The organism is Streptomyces sp. NPDC059695 (assembly GCF_042733785.1).
Taxonomy (GTDB): Bacteria; Actinomycetota; Actinomycetes; order Streptomycetales; family Streptomycetaceae; genus Streptomyces.
Window position 1 is genome coordinate 165,143 of sequence record NZ_JBHWFF010000017.1, and the last position, 16,186, is coordinate 181,328.

12 protein-coding genes are annotated in these 16,186 nt (G+C 73.1%); 6 read left to right on the forward strand and 6 right to left on the reverse strand.

The features are described 5' to 3' along the window. Positions 1 to 136: 136 nt before the first annotated feature. From sucB to ACFV2S_RS22400, 3 genes are all read right to left on the reverse strand, one after another. Positions 137 to 1,939 carry a 2-oxoglutarate dehydrogenase, E2 component, dihydrolipoamide succinyltransferase gene (sucB, locus tag ACFV2S_RS22390; protein WP_385561818.1) on the reverse strand — a complete coding sequence of 601 codons (1,803 nt, stop codon included), beginning with the start codon at positions 1,937 to 1,939 and terminating at the stop codon, positions 137 to 139. A gap of 62 nt (positions 1,940 to 2,001) precedes the next feature. Further along, entirely contained in the window at positions 2,002 to 3,390 is a 1,389-nt protein-coding gene (lpdA, locus tag ACFV2S_RS22395; protein WP_041128866.1) for a dihydrolipoyl dehydrogenase, read from the reverse strand. A gap of 311 nt (positions 3,391 to 3,701) precedes the next feature. Beyond that, a complete protein-coding gene (locus ACFV2S_RS22400) occupies positions 3,702 to 5,207 on the reverse strand; it encodes a leucyl aminopeptidase (RefSeq protein WP_385561821.1) in 1,506 nt (501 codons plus the stop codon). Between the two features lie 304 nt (positions 5,208 to 5,511). On the opposite strand from ACFV2S_RS22400, the gene ACFV2S_RS22405 reads away from it, so the two are divergent. Genes ACFV2S_RS22405 through ACFV2S_RS22425 form a run of 5 tightly spaced genes read left to right on the forward strand, consistent with a single transcriptional unit; the run spans position 5,512 to position 12,014 of the window. Continuing rightward, positions 5,512 to 7,602, forward strand: coding sequence for a hypothetical protein (locus ACFV2S_RS22405; protein ID WP_385561823.1), 2,091 nt, complete (start codon positions 5,512 to 5,514; stop codon positions 7,600 to 7,602). 27 nt (positions 7,603 to 7,629) lie between these two features. Continuing rightward, positions 7,630 to 9,162 (forward strand): GT4 family glycosyltransferase PelF, encoded by a 1,533-nt coding sequence (pelF, locus tag ACFV2S_RS22410; protein ID WP_385561826.1) that lies wholly within the window; start codon positions 7,630 to 7,632, stop codon positions 9,160 to 9,162. Beyond that, positions 9,159 to 10,601 (forward strand): hypothetical protein, encoded by a 1,443-nt coding sequence (locus ACFV2S_RS22415; RefSeq protein WP_385561829.1) that lies wholly within the window; start codon positions 9,159 to 9,161, stop codon positions 10,599 to 10,601. The genes pelF and ACFV2S_RS22415 overlap by 4 nt, the downstream gene beginning before the upstream one ends. Positions 10,602 to 10,608: 7 nt before the next feature. Then, on the forward strand, positions 10,609 to 11,229 hold the full coding sequence (locus ACFV2S_RS22420) for a spherulation-specific family 4 protein (RefSeq protein WP_385561832.1): 621 nt from the start codon (positions 10,609 to 10,611) through the stop codon (positions 11,227 to 11,229). After that, on the forward strand, positions 11,226 to 12,014 hold the full coding sequence (locus tag ACFV2S_RS22425; RefSeq protein ID WP_385561835.1) for an endo alpha-1,4 polygalactosaminidase: 789 nt from the start codon (positions 11,226 to 11,228) through the stop codon (positions 12,012 to 12,014). Before ACFV2S_RS22420 ends, ACFV2S_RS22425 begins: the two co-directional genes overlap by 4 nt. 5 nt (positions 12,015 to 12,019) lie before the next feature. On the opposite strand, the gene cobS is transcribed toward ACFV2S_RS22425, so the two are convergent. Then, positions 12,020 to 12,784, reverse strand: a complete 765-nt coding sequence (cobS, locus tag ACFV2S_RS22430) for an adenosylcobinamide-GDP ribazoletransferase (protein ID WP_385561838.1) — start codon at positions 12,782 to 12,784, stop codon at positions 12,020 to 12,022. Between the two features lie 67 nt (positions 12,785 to 12,851). Between cobS and ACFV2S_RS22435 the strand changes: the two genes are divergently transcribed. Continuing rightward, on the forward strand, positions 12,852 to 13,619 hold the full coding sequence (locus ACFV2S_RS22435) for a hypothetical protein (RefSeq protein WP_385561841.1): 768 nt from the start codon (positions 12,852 to 12,854) through the stop codon (positions 13,617 to 13,619). On the opposite strand, the gene ACFV2S_RS22440 is transcribed toward ACFV2S_RS22435, so the two are convergent. Together ACFV2S_RS22440 and ACFV2S_RS22445 are read right to left on the reverse strand one after the other, a co-directional pair. Then, positions 13,556 to 14,269 (reverse strand): hypothetical protein, encoded by a 714-nt coding sequence (locus ACFV2S_RS22440; RefSeq protein ID WP_385561844.1) that lies wholly within the window; start codon positions 14,267 to 14,269, stop codon positions 13,556 to 13,558. The genes ACFV2S_RS22435 and ACFV2S_RS22440 overlap by 64 nt on opposite strands. Next, the gene (locus ACFV2S_RS22445) at positions 14,266 to 16,044 is read right to left on the reverse strand and encodes a phosphatidylglycerol lysyltransferase domain-containing protein (protein WP_385561847.1); all 1,779 of its coding nucleotides are present in this window, start codon (positions 16,042 to 16,044) and stop codon (positions 14,266 to 14,268) included. Before ACFV2S_RS22445 ends, ACFV2S_RS22440 begins: the two co-directional genes overlap by 4 nt. Between the last annotated feature and the right edge of the window lie 142 nt (positions 16,045 to 16,186).

Here is a 16,186-nt window from a genome sequence, read left to right on the forward strand (position 1 = left end):
ACAGACACCGCCCGCCAGACCCAGACACACCCCACCACACCCACCCCCCCGCCCCCCCCCCCCCACCCCCCCCCCCCCCGCCCCCCCCCCCCCCCCGCTGGTGAGGCTCGTTACGTTGCCTTCCGGCGACCGTGCCTTACAGACCGAGGTCGACCTCGAACTCGCCGGCCTCCAGGATCGCCTTGACGGCGGTCAGGTAGCGGGCGGCGTCGGCGCCGTCCACCAGGCGGTGGTCGTACGACAGCGTCAGGTAGGTCATGTCGCGGACGCCGATGACGGTGCCCTCGGCGGTCTCGATGACGGCCGGACGCTTGACCGTGGCACCGATGCCCAGGATGGCGACCTGGTTCGGCGGCACGATGATCGTGTCGAACAGCGCACCGCGCGAGCCGGTGTTGCTGATGGTGAAGGTCGCACCGGACAGCTCGTCCGGCGTGATCTTGCTGGCGCGGACCTTGCCGGCCAGCTCGGCCGTGGCCTTGGAGATGCCGGCGATGTTCAGGTCGCCCGCACCCTTGATGACCGGCGTCATCAGACCCTTCTCGGAGTCCACGGCGATGCCGATGTTCTCCGAGTCGAAGTACGTGATGGTGCCCTCGTCCTCGTTGATCCGGGCGTTGATGACCGGGTGGGCCTTCAGCGCCTGGGCCGCCGCCTTCACGAAGAACGGCATCGGGGAGAGCTTGACGCCCTCACGGGCGGCGAACGCGTCCTTGGCACGGCCGCGCAGCTTCATCAGCTTGGTGATGTCGACCTCGACGACCGAGGACAGCTGGGCCTGGCCGTGCAGCGCCTTCATCATGTTGTCGCCGATGACCTTGCGCATGCGGGTCATCTTGACCGTCTGGCCACGCAGCGGGGAGGCCTCCAGGGAGGGGGCCTTCGGCGCGGCGGCGGCCGGGGCGGCGACGGGAGCGGCAGCGGCGGCCTTCTTGGCCTCGGCGGCCGCGAGGACGTCCTGCTTGCGGATGCGGCCGCCGACGCCGGAGCCCTTGACGGACGCCAGGTCGACACCGTTCTCGGTGGCGAGCTTGCGGACCAGCGGGGTCACGTAGGCGCCGTCCTCCGCCGGGGCCGCCGGGGCGGCCGCGGGGGTGGACGGGACCGGGGTGACCACGGCCGGGGCGATGGACGGGGCCGCGGCGGCCGGAGCCGGAGCGGCGGCCGGAGCCGGGGCGGCGGCCGGAGCCGGGGCGGCCGGCGCGGGGGCCGGAGCCGGAGCCGGAGCGGCCGGGGCCACCGGGGCCGGAGCGGCGGCGGCCGGAGCCGGAGCCGGGGCGGCCGGGGCGGCGGCCGGAGCGGCACCCGCGGCACCGATGACGGCCAGCTTGGCGCCGACCTCGGCGGTCTCGTCCTCGGCGACGACGATCTCCAGGAGAACGCCGGAGGCGGGGGCGGGGATCTCGGTGTCGACCTTGTCCGTGGAGACCTCGAGCAGCGGCTCGTCGGCCTCGACGGTCTCGCCGACCGACTTCAGCCAGCGGGTCACGGTGCCCTCGGTGACGGACTCGCCGAGCGCCGGCAGGACGACGTCGGTGCCCTGGGCGGCACCGGCGGCCGGAGCCGCGGCGGGAGCCTCGGCGGCCGGGGCCGGAGCGGCCGGGGCCTCGGCCACGGGGGCCGGGGCCGGGGCGGCGGGAGCCTCGGCGGGGGCGGCGGCCGGCTCGGCGGCCGGGGCCGGGGCAGCGGCGGGGGCGCCGGTGCCGTCGTCGATGATGGCGAGCTCGGCGCCCACCTCGACCGTCTCGTCCTCGGCGACCTTGATGGAGGCCAGGATGCCCGAGGCGGGGGCGGGGATCTCGGTGTCGACCTTGTCGGTCGAGACCTCGAGCAGCGGCTCGTCGGCCTCGACACGCTCACCCTCGGCCTTGAGCCAGCGGGTGACGGTGCCCTCGGTGACGCTCTCGCCGAGCGCCGGCAGGGTTACGGAAACCGACATGGTTTCAGTTGCTCCTAACGAATTGCGGAAAGTGGTCGTCGCGCCCTGTGATGACGTGAGCGTCAGTCGTGGGAGTGCAGAGGCTTGCCGGCGAGGGCCAGGTGGGCCTCGCCGAGGGCCTCGTTCTGCGTCGGGTGGGCGTGGATGAGCTGCGCGACCTCGGCCGGCAGCGCCTCCCAGTTGTAGATCAGCTGAGCTTCGCCGACCTGCTCGCCCATGCGGTCACCGACCATGTGGACGCCGACCACGGCACCGTCCTTGACCTGGACGAGCTTGATCTCGCCCGCGGTCTTGAGGATCTTGCTCTTGCCGTTGCCCGCGAGGTTGTACTTCAGGGCGACGACCTTGTCCGCGCCGTAGATCTCCTTGGCCTTCGCCTCGGTGATGCCGACGGAGGCGACCTCGGGGTGGCAGTACGTCACCCGGGGCACACCGTCGTAGTCGATCGGGACGGTCTTCAGACCGGCCAGGCGCTCCGCGACGAGGATGCCCTCGGCGAAGCCGACGTGCGCGAGCTGGAGCGTCGGGACGAGGTCGCCCACGGCCGAGATCGTCGGCACGTTGGTGCGCATGTACTCGTCGACCAGGACGTAGCCGCGGTCCATGGCGACGCCCTGCTCCTCGTAACCGAGACCGGCGGAGACCGGGCCGCGGCCGATGGCGACCAGGAGGACCTCGGCCTCGAAGGTCTTGCCGTCGGCCAGCGTGACCTTGACGCCGCTGTCGGTGTACTCGGCGGACTGGAAGAAGGTGCCGAGGTTGAACTTGATGCCGCGCTTGCGGAACGCGCGCTCAAGAAGCTTCGAGCTGTTCTCGTCCTCGACCGGGACCAGGTGCTTCAGGCCCTCGATGACCGTGACGTCGGTGCCGAAGGACTTCCACGCCGAGGCGAACTCGACGCCGATGACGCCGCCGCCCAGGATGATCGCGGACTCCGGGACGCGGTCCAGGGTCAGCGCGTGGTCCGAGGAGATGATCCGGTTGCCGTCGATCTCCAGGCCGGGCAGGGACTTCGGCACGGAACCGGTGGCCAGAAGGACGTGACGACCCTCGACGCGACGGCCGTCCACGTCGACGGAGGTCGGGGAGGACAGGTGGCCGGTGCCCTCGATGTACGTCACCTTGCGGGAGGCGACGAGACCCTGCAGGCCCTTGTACAGGCCGGAGATCACGTCGTCCTTGTACTTGTGCACGGCCTTGATGTCGATGCCCTCGAAAGAGGCCTTGACACCGAACTGCTCCGCCTCGCGCGCCTGGTCGGCGACCTCGCCGGCGTGGAGCAGGGCCTTCGTCGGGATGCAGCCGTTGTGCAGGCAGGTGCCGCCGAGCTTGTTCTTCTCGATCAGTGCGACGTCCAGGCCCAGCTGCGCTCCGCGCAGCGCCGCGGCGTAACCGCCGCTACCGCCGCCGAGAATCACTAGGTCGAAAACGGTGCTGGCGTCGTTCGCCACGTCACGTCCTCCATGCATGTGCGCTCGTCGCCGGTCGTCGACGACCTGGCGGCGGCTGGTGTCCGGCCGCTTTATTTCGGCCCTGTGGTGGGGGCCCTGTCCTGCCGAGAACCCATCTTCGCACTTGTTGACGGACGACGGGACGCGGGGCCGTGCTCTGAGACGGCCGATCGTCCGTCCGGCGGGGTCACGAGAGCGTACGAACCTGCGGATTTCGTCGCGAGCGAACAGCGGCGGGCGCACCGGGCCGGGCGGAACGGGGGAAGGCCCCGGAGCCGGAGCTCCGGGGCCTTCCGTCACGCCCGCCGTGCTCAGAGCTCGCCGGCCGCCGTGCGCTCGGCCAGCTTCACCAGGGTGCGGACCGAGGAGCCGGTGCCGCCCTTCGGGGTGTAGCCGTACGGGCCGCCCTCGTGGAAGGCCGGGCCCGCGATGTCCAGGTGGGCCCAGGTGATGCCCTCGCCCACGAACTCCTGCAGGAAGAGACCGGCGACCAGGCCGCCGCCCATCCGCTCGCCCATGTTGGCGATGTCGGCGGTGGGGGAGTCCATGCCCTTGCGCAGGTCCGCGGGGAGCGGCATCGGCCACGACTGCTCGCCGACCTCGCCCGCGATCTCGTGGATCGCGGTCCGGTAGTCGTCGTCGTTGGCCATGATGCCGAAGGTGCGGTTGCCCAGCGCCAGGACCATGGCGCCGGTCAGGGTCGCCACGTCGACGATCGCGTCGGGGTGCTCCTCGGAGGCCCTGGTCAGCGCGTCGGCGAGGACGAGCCGGCCCTCGGCGTCGGTGTTCAGGACCTCGACGGTCTTGCCGCTGTACATGCGCAGGACGTCACCCGGGCGGGTGGCGGAGCCGGACGGCATGTTCTCCGCGAGGGCGAGCCAGCCCGTGACGTTGACCTCGAGGCCGAGGCGGGCCGCGGCGACGACGGAGGAGAACACGGCGGCGGCGCCGCTCATGTCGCACTTCATCGTCTCGTTGTGGCCGGCCGGCTTCAGGGAGATGCCGCCCGAGTCGTAGGTGATGCCCTTGCCGACCAGGGCGAGGGTCTTCTCCGCCTTCGGGTGGGTGTAGGCGATCCGGACCAGGCGCGGCGGGTTCACGGAGCCGACGCCGACGCCGAGGATGCCGCCGTAGCCGCCCTTGGTGAGCGCCTTCTCGTCGAGGACCTGGACCTTGAGGCCGTGCTCCTTGCCGGCGGCCTGGGCGGCGGCGGCGAACGCGGCCGGGGTCAGGTCGTTCGGCGGCTGGTTGATCAGGTCGCGGGCGCGGTTGATCTCCTCCGCGACGGCCTGGGCGCGCTCGGCGGCGGCCTTGTAGGCCTTGTCGCGCGGCTTGGCGCCGAGCAGGGCCACCTCGGCGAGGGGCTTCTTCGCGTCGGCGTTCTCCTGGTACGCGGTGTACGCGTACGCGCCGAGCAGGGCGCCCTCCGCGATGGCGGCGGCATCCTCGGCGGCGAGGATCGGCAGCGCGAAGGCGGCCTTCTTCGAGCCGGTCAGGGTGCGGGCGGCGGTGCCGGCGGCGCGGCGCAGGGTCTCCGCGTCGAAGGACTCGCCGTCCTCGGGGGCCGCGCCGAGGCCGACGGCCAGGACGACGGGGGCCTTGAGACCGGCGGGGGAGGGCAGCTTCGTCGCCTCACCTTCGGCACCCGAGGCGCCCAGCGTCTCCAGGACGGCGGCGAGCCGGCCGTCGAAGGCCTTGTCGACGGCCTCGGCGCCCGGGGCGACGACGAGCGTCTTCCCGGACTTCGCGACGCCGACGACGAGGGCGTCGGCGCGCAGCGTCGCCGCGCCGGCAGTGCTGAGAGTGAGAGCAGTCACGGTGGTGAAATCTCGCTTCCATTGAGTTCTGTGGCGGTCGAGGGATGGGCCGACCGTGCCCGCCGCATCGTATTTCGGCCCGGAGAGCGCCGAGAACGAGCCTACGCTCGCTCACCCGGTTCGCTCACGGCGGCGCTGATTCACTCATCCGTGGTGTCTCTTTCATGTTTACCCTTCCGGCCTCCGTCGCCCGGCCACACTCGCCTCATTCACGCAAGGACGACACACCGTCCTTCGCCTCATCTGCGACATCTCCACGGGTCCCGCCGGTTCGGGCGGCGCCCGTCGAGGGGGGACACCAGCCATGGACTCCGGCCGAATCCGTACGCCCAGAAGCACGCCCCGCACCGCCGCCGGCGGCCGCACCGCGTCCCGTACGGGCAGGATCGCCGCCCTCGCCGCCGCCGCGCTGCTCGCCACCGTCGTCCCGTCCGCGCAGGCGGTCGCCGCGACGGCACCCCGCGTGGACCTCACCGTCCTGGTCGTCGACGACGGCGGCAGCGCGGTCGGGGCGATCGCCGCCGAGCTCAAGGGCTCCGGCGTCCCGTACCGCAGGATCGACCTGAACGACCCGAACCGGCCGGTCCTCGACACGGCCTTCCTCAGCGACACCGTCGACGGGCGGCCCCGCGCCAGGTACCAGGGCGTCGTCCTGCCCCACGAGAGCGCCTTCGGCCCCGACTCCGCCGAAGCCGCTGCCCTCCACACGTACGAGCGGACCTTCGGGATCCCGCAGGTCGACGCCTACACGTGGTCGCACCCCGGCGTCGGCCTCGACTACACCGACCAGGGCGGCTGGTCCGGCGTCCTCGACGGCGTCACGGCGGGCGTCACCGCCGCCGGGCGCACGGGCCCCTTCCGGTACCTCGCCGGGGCGCTCACCTTCGAGGACAACGACCCCTCGATCGCCGAGAGTTACGGCTACGCGGGCCGCCCCCGCGCCGGCTACACCAGCTACCTCGACGTGCCCGCCGCCGGCGGCGGCCGGGCCAGCCTCGTCGGCGAGTACGCCGCCGACGGGCGCCGCGAACTCGTCGTCACCTTCGCCTACAACGCGTACCAGCGGCAGTTCCGGGCGCTCGCCCGCGGCATCGTCGACTGGCTCACCCAGGGCGTCCACCTCGGTCAGAGCCGCAACTACCTCTCCGTCCACGTCGACGACGTCTTCGCCCCCGACGCCCGCTGGGACCCCGCGCTCGACTGCACCCCCGGCGACTTCGACTGCGTCGGCGACGACGGCGAGGGCGTCGCCCCGATCCGCATGACGGCCGCCGACGCCCAGTACGCCGCCGCCTGGCAGAAGTCCTCCGGCTTCACCCTCGACATGGTCTACAACGGCGGCCAGGGCGAGCAGTGGAAGACCGAACACGGCGGCACCGACCCGCTCACCGACCGGCTCGTCGCCGACCGCGCCCAGTACCGGTGGATCAACCACACCTACACCCACCCCTTCCTCGGCTGCGTCCAGGACAACAGCGTCGTCCCCTGGCGGTGCGCCACGGACACCGCCGGCAAGACCCTGTGGGTCGGCCGCTCCGAGCTCTCCGGCCAGATCCGCGACAACCACAACTGGGCCGTCCGCAAGGGCATCTCCGTCGACCGCTCCGAACTCGTCACCGGCGAGCACTCCGGCCTGAGGACCCTGCCCCAGCAGCCCGCCGACAATCCCCACCTCGCCGGAGCCCTCGCCGACAACGGAGTGCAGTGGACCGCGAGCGACAACTCCCGCGAACCGCAGCAGCGCGCCGTCGGCACCGGCGCCGCGAAGACGGTGCCCCGCCACCCGATGAACGTCTACTACAACGTGGGCACCGCCGCCGAGATGGCCGACGAGTACAACTGGATCTACACCTCCCGCGCCGACGGCGGCAGCGGGATCTGCGAGTCCAACCCGGCCTCCACCTGCCTGCCCGCCCCGCTCCCCACGGCCACGGGCTACGCCGACCACATCGTGCCGCAGGAGGCCCGCACCGCCCTCTCCCACGTCCTGGGCAACGATCCCCGGCCGCACTACGTGCACCAGTCCAACCTGGCCGAGGAGCGGCTGCTCTACCCCGTCCTCAACCGCGTACTCGCCGACTACCGGGCCCTGTTCGCGGCGAACGCGCCCCTGGTGAACCCGGCCCAGCGGGACGTCGGCACCGAACTCGACCGCCGCGCCGCCTGGGACCAGGCCGTCACCACCGGAAAGGTCACCGCCTACCGCATCGGCACCACGGTCACCGTCAAGGCGCCCTCGGGCGTCACCGTGCCCGTCACGGCCCCCGAGGGCACCCGCAAGAACCTCCTGCTCGGCACCACCGCCTTCGGCACCGCCTACGCCGGCAGCCGCTCCGCCTGGACCACGCCCGAACTGCTGCAGACCACCGTCACCCTCACGCTCCCGACCGCCTGACCTGCACGTTCTGGGGGGAACACACTCATGCCGAGCAGTGGCCGTCACGTCACCATGCTCACCGAAGGCACCTATCCGCATGTCCACGGCGGCGTCAGCACCTGGTGCGACCAGCTCGTCCGCGGCATGCCCGAGGTCGACTTCGAGATCCTCGCGCTCACCGGCAGCGGCCGCGAGCCCGTCACCTGGGAGCTGCCGTCCAACGTCACCCGGCACACGGCGTACCCCCTCTGGGGACCCCCGCAGGGCCCGGCCGTCCGCCGGCCCCTGCGGGGGCGTGAACGCCGCCGCTTCCTCGACGCGTACGAACGCGTCCTGCTCGCCCTCCTCGACCCCGACGCGGGCTGCGACTTCGGGACCGGCCTCTACGAACTCGCCGGACTCGCCCGGCAGGGACGGCTGACCGCCGCGCTCCGCTCCGAGCCGGCCCTGCGCTCCCTGATGTGGATCTGGACCATGCCGCACCTGCCGACGCTCGCGGCCCGGCCCACCGTCCACGACGCGCTCACCGCCACCGACCTGCTGGAACACGCGCTGCGTCCGCTCGCCGCCCGCATATCCACCGGCGGTGTGGCGCACGCCGTCTCCAGCGGCCTCGCCACGCTGCCCGCGCTCGCCGCGCAGCACTTCGAAGGGGTGCCCTTCCTGCTCACCGAACACGGCATCTACCTCCGCGAGCGCTACCTCGGCTACCGCACCGAAGCCCAACGCTGGCCCGTCAAGGCCCTCATGCTCGGCTTCTACCGCGAGCTCAACACCCTCGGCTACCGCAAGGCCGACCTCATCACCCCCTGCAACCAGTACAACCGGCGCTGGGAGGAGCGCGGCGGCGCACCCGCCGACCGCATCCGCACCGTCTACAACGGCGTCGACCCGGCCCTCTTCCCCGAGGCCGGGCCCGAACCCGAGACCCCCACCCTCAGCTGGTGCGGCCGCGTCGACCCCATCAAGGACCTGGAGACCCTGATCCGGGCGTACGCGATCTGCCGGGCCGAACTCCCCGCGCTCAGACTCCGGTTGTTCGGACCGGTCCCGGCCGGCAACGAGGACTACCTGACCCGCCTGGAGAAGCTCGCCGCCGAACTCGGCGTGACCGACGGCGTCTCCTTCGAGGGCCGGATCAGCGACGTCCCCGCGGCCTACGCGGCCGGCAGCGTCGTCATGCTCTCCTCCATCAGCGAGGGCTTCCCCTTCTCCCTCATCGAGGCCATGTCCTGCGGCCGCGCCACCGTCTCCACCGACGTCGGAGGCGTACGGGAGGCCGTCGGCGACACCGGGATCGTCGTCCCGCCCCGCGAACCGGCCGTCATGGCCGCCGCGGTCTCCGCCCTCCTCCACGACGGGGCCCGCCGCGCCGAACTCGGCCGCCGCGCCCGGCAACGGGTCATCGACGAGTTCACCCTGCACCGCTCGGTCGACGGCTTCCGGCGGATCTACCGCGAACTGGCCGGCGCCCGCCCGGCGGACCCGGTCGCGCCGCCCCAGGAACCCCTCCGCCTCAGGATCCCGTCCCCCCGCCGCACCTCCCCGGCCCTCGTCACGGGAGGCACCCCGGCATGAGCGGCTCCCTCTGGCTGAAACCCCCGAAGGCGGGGACCCCGCTCCCGGCGATCCCGCGCCCGCGCCGGACCGGCCCCGCGGAACGCCCCGCACCCCCGCCCCCCGACGACGGCCTCGCCGCCGATCCCGTCGACGAACTCGCCCGGCGGCTCGACGGGTTCGTCGCCGTCGCCGTGCACCCCGACGAGATCGCCGCGATCCTCGAGTCCGACGGCATGAACGACGAGCACATCCGGCTCACCTACGGCCGCGCCGACTCCTTCTCCCTCGCCGAGGACCTCTACGCGCGCGTGGAGCGGCGCCACCCCGAACCGGCCGCCCCGCCCGCCGGCGCCTGGTACGGCGAGCTCGCCGGCTGTCTGCTGCGCGGACTCGTCTTCGCCCTGCCCGGCCTCGCGTACGTCCTCGCCGCACCCCTGCTCGCCGGCGCGCACGGCCGGTTCGGGCTCCCCGCCGGAACCGTCCCGCTGCTCGCCGGTGCCGTCACCGGCTGGGTGTGGAACCAGGCCCTCTCCCACCGGGCCCACACCTGGCTCGGGCTCGGCGACCGGCCCGCCGCCGCCCGCGCCCTGCTCACCGGCGCCCCGGCCGGCGCCCTCGCCGGGACGGCCGTCGCCCTCGCGACCGCCGGGCCCGGCGAGACCCCGGCCGCCGTCTTCGCCGCCGGACAGTCGCTCTACCTCGCCGCCGCGACCGTGCTCCTGGTCCTCGGCCGCGAACGGGCCCTGCTCTGCGCCCTGCTGCCGCTCACCGGCGCCGTCCCCGCCTTCCGCTGGGACCTGCCGGACGCCCTGCGAGCCGCCCTGCTCCTCGCCTCCCTCGCCGCGTCCGTCGGCCTCGCCGCGCTCGTCCTGCGCCCGGGCGCCCGCCGGGAAGCGGCAGGCCGCGGCGGACCCCCGCGCGCCGCCTCCCTCCCGTACGGCCTCTTCGGCCTCGGCAGCGGCCTGCTCGTCCTCCGGGCCGGCGTGGGCGACACGACGGTGAGCGGGGCGGGGGCGGTCGTCGCGCTCACCCTCTCCATGGGGCCCGCCGAATGGCTGCTCCACCGCTTCCGGGACGGCAGCCTGACCCGGCTGCGGACCCTCACCACCGCCCGCGAGTTCCGCCGGGCGGTCACCGGAACCCTCGTCCTCTGCCTCGGCGGCTACCTCACCGTGCTCCTCGCCCTCGCCCTCGCCGCGACCCTGGCCTGGCCGGACGCGCCGTGGCCGACGCTCCCGCGCCTGGTCACCCTGCTCCTTACCGGGACCGTGCTCTGGCTCGGGCTGCTGCTGCAGGCCTTCGGCGCGGTGCTCAGCGCCGCCACCGTCTGCCTCCTCGCGGCGGCGGCCCAGTCCGTGGAACCTGTGGCGGGCCCGGTGGCCGCCGGGGGAGCGGCGGTGGTGCTCGCCGCCCTGACCTGTGTCCTACTGGTACGACCGACCGCCCACCGTGCCTAGAGGTGTCATGACCGCCCCTTCCCTCCTGGTGCCGTACTACGAGCACCCGGCCGAACAGCCCGAGGCCTGGTCGGCGCTCGTCGACGCGGCGCCCGCGCTGTACGGCGTCGTCCTCAACCCGGCGAGCGGCGCCGGCCCGGCGCCCGACCCGGCGTTCGCCGGGGCCGCCGGGCGCCTGCGGGCGGCCGGGGTGCGCGTCCTCGGCTACGTGGACACCGCCTACGGCCGCCGCCCGCACGCCGAGGTCGTCGCCGAACTGGTCCGGCACCGCGACTGGTACGGCGCGGACGGCGCCTTCCTGGACCAGGTGGCGACCGAGCCCGCCGCCCTCGCCCACTACCGCCGCATCGCGGTGGCCGCCCGAGCCGCAGGGGCCGCCACCCTCGTCTTCAACCACGGCGCCCACCCGGACCCCGGCTACGAGGCCCAGGCCGACCTCCTCGTCACCTTCGAGGGCCCCTGGGACACGTACCGGACGCTCGACCTGCCGGTCGCCGCCCACTACTGCCACCTCGTCTACGCCGCCCCGCCCGGCGTCCGCCCGGCCACCCCGGTGCACTGCGCCGTCCCCGGCACGGGCGCCCATCCCTGGGGCACCCTTCCGCACCTCCTGGAGCCCGCCCGATGAGACGACCGCTGCCGCTCCTCGTGGTGCTGCTCCTGCTCGCCACGGCCTGCACGGCGGCCCCCGGCCCGGACCCGAAGCGCAGCGGGGACCGCTGGCGCCCGGCGCCCGGCCTCGGCTGGCAGTGGCAGCTCAGCGGCCGGCTGGATCCCGCCGTCGACGTCCCGGTGTACGACATCGACGGCTTCGACCACCCGGCGTCGGCCGTCGCCGACCTCCACCGCCGCGGCCGCAAGGTCATCTGCTACCTGTCCACCGGCGCCTGGGAGGACTTCCGCCCCGACGCCGGAGGCTTCCCGAAGGCGCTCCTCGGCGAGGGCAACGGCTGGAAGGGCGAGAAGTGGCTCGACATCCGCCGCACCGACGTCCTCGGCCCGCTCATGGCGGAGCGCCTCGACATGTGCCGGGACAAGGGCTTCGACGCCGTCGAACCCGACAACATGGACGGCTACCGGAACCGCACCGGGTTCCCCCTCACCGCCGCCGACCAGCTCCGCTACAACCGGCTCATCGCGTCCATGGCCCACGACCGGGGCCTCGCGGTCGGCCTCAAGAACGACCTGGACCAGATCCCGCAGCTGCTCCCGGACTTCGACTTCGCGGTCAACGAGCAGTGCGCCCAGTACGACGAGTGCGGCCGCCTCGCGCCGTTCACGGCGGCGGGCAAGGCCGTCTTCCACGTCGAGTACGAGCTGCCGACGGCGGAGTTCTGCCCGCAGGCGAAGAAGCTGCGCCTCAGCTCCCTGCGGAAGCGCTACGAGCTGGACGCGTGGCGGCAGCCCTGCTGACCCCGTCAGCCCAGGGTCAGCGCGACCAGCGCCACCGTCGCGGCCGTCTCCTCGACCGCGCCGAACACGTCGCCCGTCACCCCGCCGAACCGCCGCACGCACCGGCGCAGCAGCAGCGCCGCCGCACCGAGCCCCGCACCGGCCGCCAGGACGTTGCGGACGGCGTCGTACGAGGAGAGGAGAAGGCCCAGGGCGGCGCAGAAGAACAGGAACAGGGCGGTCGTCAGGGTCGCGGACCGGGTCGGGACCGTCTCCGCGACGATCGCCCCGAGCCCCTCGGGGCGGGCCGCCGGGACTCCCTGGCGGGACGCGTGGGTGAGGGCGAGACGGGCCACGGTGGCGGCCAGGACGGCGGCGATCACGCCGTGCGCCCAGCCCTCCCCGTACAGCCGGTACAACGCGGCGACCTGGGCGAACAGGACGAGGACGAGGGCGATGACGCCGAACGGCCCGATGTCCGACTGCTTCATGATCCGCAGCGCGTCCTCGGCCGGCTTGGCGCTGCCGAGGCCGTCGGCGGTGTCCGCGAGGCCGTCGAGGTGGAGGCCCCGGGTGAGCAGCGCGGGGACGGCGGTGGTGGCGACGGCCGCGAGCAGCGGGCCCGAGCCGAGCAGCAGGAGCGCGCCGCCGGCCGCGGCGGAGCAGACGCCGACGACCAGGCCCGCGAGCGGGGCCGAGAGCATGCCGGCGCGCGCCGCGTCCCGGTCCCAGCGGGTGATGCGGGCGGGGAACACGGTGAGGGTCCCGAAGGCGAAACGCAGGCCGTCCATCCGGGCAGGGTAATCGGCGCCTCCGGACGGTAGATTGCGCATACCGCGCATATCGGATCGGGGTGGCATGGGTCACTGGTTCTCCCGGAACATCGTCGAGCCGGGCAAGCTCCCGACGCTGCTCGCTCTGACCTCCTTCGTCCTGACATTCCTGGTCACCCGCACCATCACCCGGCTCATCCGGGCGGGGAAGGGCCCCTTCAAGAACGTCTCCTCGGGGGGAGTCCACATCCATCACGTCGTGCCCGGCGTGGTCCTCACGGTCCTCGGCGGCTTCGGCGCGGTGGCCAGCGACCGGCACGGTCTCGGGGCGGCGGTCTTCGCGGTCGTCTTCGGGATCGGCGCGGGGCTCGTCCTGGACGAGTTCGCGCTCATCCTCCATCTCGACGACGTGTACTGGTCGGAGGACGGCCGCAAGAGCGTCGAGGTGGTCGTGCTCACCACGGCCCTCGTCGGGCTGACGCTCAGCGGCTTCTCGCCGCTGGGCGTCAACGACATGACCTCCGAGGAACAGCAGGACCGGGTCAACTTCATCCTGACCCTCGTGCTGAACTTCGGCCTCATCCTGGTCACGCTGGTGAAGGGGAAGTTCCGGATGGCCGTGTTCGGCGCCTTCGTCCCCTTCGTGGCGGTCGTCGGCGCCGTCCGCCTGGCCCGCCCCGGCTCCTGGTGGTCCCGGAAGTTCTACCGGCGCCGCCACCGCGCCAGGGCCCGCTCCCGGATCCGTACCTACCGCCACGACCGGCGCTGGACCAAGGTGCGGCGCCGCTTTCAGGACCTGATCGGCGGCTTCCAGGAGCGGGTGCCCGGGCGCGGCTCGACGCCGCCGTCCTGACGGCGCCCGCGCACCGACTCGACCGCGATCAGGACGAGGACGGCGGCGATCGCCGCGAGGTGCTCCTTGCCCGCCAGGTTCGCCTTGATCATCACCTCGACGACCATCGCCACGACCACGAGCCCGCCCGTCCAGTACGCCCGGTAGCGCCAGCAGACGTAGACCGCGAGGCCCACCACCGCGGCCGAAGGGCCCGTGTCGACGACCCGCGCGTCGGAGGCCGGCAGCCCGAAGGGGCTGTCGGGGCCGAGCGCGATGCCCACGCGCGCGTAGAGCGTGCCGGCCAGGGTGGCCAGAAAGGCGACGCCCAGCGTCCGCCACCGGCCGAGGCAGATCTCGGCGATCCCGAACACCAGCAGGACCTGCGCGAGGGCGCCCCACACGGGCAGGTCGAGCGCGGGCACGAACAGCGAGAGCGGGGTCCGCAGCAGCGCGAGCCACAGCGGGTCCTCGGCCCGTACCGAACCGATGTCCTGGACCGGCTGATAGCCCCAGTCCCGGTTCTGCACGAGCTGGAACAGGGCGGTGAGGCAGACGGCGGCCAGTGTCATCGGGACCGCCCTCCACCTCCTGGTGACGAGGGCCGTCCGCACCGCGGTGAACAGCGGCCCCCACTCCCGGCGGGCGAACTCCCTGACGGCGTGTCTCAACGGCTGCTCTCCAGGTGCCTGCGGTGCAGCCACTTCGGCAGTCCCGGGGCCTCCAGGAAGCCCTCGGCCCGCCCGGCGGCGAGGCCGATGCGCAGCAGGTCCGCACTCTTCTCGAAGAGCATGAATCGGGGCTCCCAGATCGGTCGGTACTTGGCGTTGGCGCGGTACAGCGACTCGATCTGCCACCAGCGGGAGAAGAAGCTGAGCAGCGAACGCCACATGCGCAGCACGGGTCCCGCCCCGAGCTTCGAGCCACGTTCGAAGACGGAGCGGAACATCGCGAAGTTGAGCGAGACCTGAGTGATCCCGATCTCCTTGGCGCGCTGCAGGAGTTCGATGACCATGAACTCCATCAGGCCGTTCTCCGAGTCCCGGTCGCGGCGCATCAGGTCCAGCGAGAGCCCCTTCGGCCCCCAGGGCACGAACGACAGCACGGCGCGCAGCTCACCCCGCTCGTCCGTGCACTCCAGCATCACGCAGCGGCCGTCCCGGGGGTCGCCGAGCCGGCCCAGCGCCATCGAGAAACCGCGCTCGGTGGCTCCGTCGCGCCAGTCGTCCGCCTTGCGGAGCAGCTCCGCCATCTCGTCCGCGGGGATGTCCTCGTGGCGCCTGATCCGGACCTCGTACCCGGCCCGCTTGACCCGGTTGAAGGCCTGCCGGACCGTCCGCATGGCCCGCCCGTCCAGGGTGAACTCGTCGGTCTCCACGATCGCCTCGTCGCCCAGCTCCAGGGCGTCCAGACCGTGCCGGGCGTAGATGACCCCGGCCTCCTCGCTCGCGCCCATCACCGCGGGGATCCAGCCATGCTCGCGCGCCTCGGCGAGCCAGGGCTCGATCGCTCCGGGCCACGCCTCGGGGTCCCCGATCGGGTCGCCCGAGGCGAGCGAGACGCCGCCGACCACCCGGTAGGCGATGGCCGCCTTCTCGCTCGGCGACCACACCACGCTCTTCTCGCGCCGCAGCGCGAAGTAGCCCAGCGAGTCGCGGTCGCCCTGCTTGTCGAGGAGGACCCGCAGCCGCTCCTCGTCCTCCTCGGTCAGCGGGTCGACGGCCCGCCGGGAGCGGAAGGCGGCGAAGAGCACCGCGAAGAGCAGCAGCGTGGACAGGACGTTGATGGTGACGTCGACCCAGCCGGGGGTGTGGATGCCGGTGAAGCCCGAGTCGTCGGAGGCCAGCGTGACCAGCCGCATCAGACCGTACTTCCAGCGCTCCAGGAAGGTGGAGTGGCCGGTGGACTCGTTGGTGACGGTCACCAGGACCGCGGCGAGCAGCGAGGTGACGAGCAGCCCGCCGACGGCCACCCCCGCCGCGAGCTTCGGGTTGGAGCGGTCGCCCTTCGCGTAGAACTCCCTGCGTCCGAGCAGCAGCGCGAGCACGAACGCGGCGGTGAGGATCAGCGAGATCCAGTTCTGGGCGTGCTGCCGGATCTCGGGGAAGAGCATCACGAGGGCGAAGAGCAGCAGGAAGAGCCCGCCGAGCACCATGTTGAGGATCCACGCGGCCCGCTTGCGGCGCCGCATGGTGATGGCCAGGAAGAGGGTGAAGACCCCCGAGGCGAAGCCCGCGGTGAGCATGTACGGGGTGAAGTAGTTGTCCTCGTTGTGGCGGCGCAGGTCCTGCCCGAACGAGACCCAGACGGCGCTCAGGAAGTTGATGAACGTGACGACGCGCAGGTACCAGACGGCGAACGCGGCGCTGCGCCGTGAACGGGCGGTGCTGCCCCGGGGGGCGGTGCTCCGGGGTGCTGCTTCGGCAGACAAGCGGACTTCTCCCATGAAAAGCGATCATATGGGGCAGCGCTTGCCGTACGGAGACGCCGGAGACGGGCCCCCCCCCCGGGCGCGGGGCCGCCCCCCCGTGGTCCGTGCCCCACCCCCCGCGCCAACCTCCCCGCCCCCCGCCGCCCCCCGAGAGGGG

What these genes read in the sequence shown, in the direction of transcription:
- sucB (WP_385561818.1), bottom strand. Translation starts at nt 1,939, where the DNA reads ATGTCGGTTTCCGTAACCCTGCCGGCGCTCGGCGAGAGCGTCACCGAG.
- ACFV2S_RS22405 (WP_385561823.1), top strand. Translation starts at nt 5,512, where the DNA reads ATGGACTCCGGCCGAATCCGTACGCCCAGAAGCACGCCCCGCACCGCC.
- pelF (WP_385561826.1), top strand. Translation starts at nt 7,630, where the DNA reads ATGCCGAGCAGTGGCCGTCACGTCACCATGCTCACCGAAGGCACCTAT.
- ACFV2S_RS22415 (WP_385561829.1), top strand. Translation starts at nt 9,159, where the DNA reads ATGAGCGGCTCCCTCTGGCTGAAACCCCCGAAGGCGGGGACCCCGCTC.
- ACFV2S_RS22420 (WP_385561832.1), top strand. Translation starts at nt 10,609, where the DNA reads ATGACCGCCCCTTCCCTCCTGGTGCCGTACTACGAGCACCCGGCCGAA.
- ACFV2S_RS22425 (WP_385561835.1), top strand. Translation starts at nt 11,226, where the DNA reads ATGAGACGACCGCTGCCGCTCCTCGTGGTGCTGCTCCTGCTCGCCACG.
- cobS (WP_385561838.1), bottom strand. Translation starts at nt 12,784, where the DNA reads ATGGACGGCCTGCGTTTCGCCTTCGGGACCCTCACCGTGTTCCCCGCC.
- ACFV2S_RS22435 (WP_385561841.1), top strand. Translation starts at nt 12,852, where the DNA reads ATGGGTCACTGGTTCTCCCGGAACATCGTCGAGCCGGGCAAGCTCCCG.
- ACFV2S_RS22445 (WP_385561847.1), bottom strand. Translation starts at nt 16,044, where the DNA reads ATGGGAGAAGTCCGCTTGTCTGCCGAAGCAGCACCCCGGAGCACCGCC.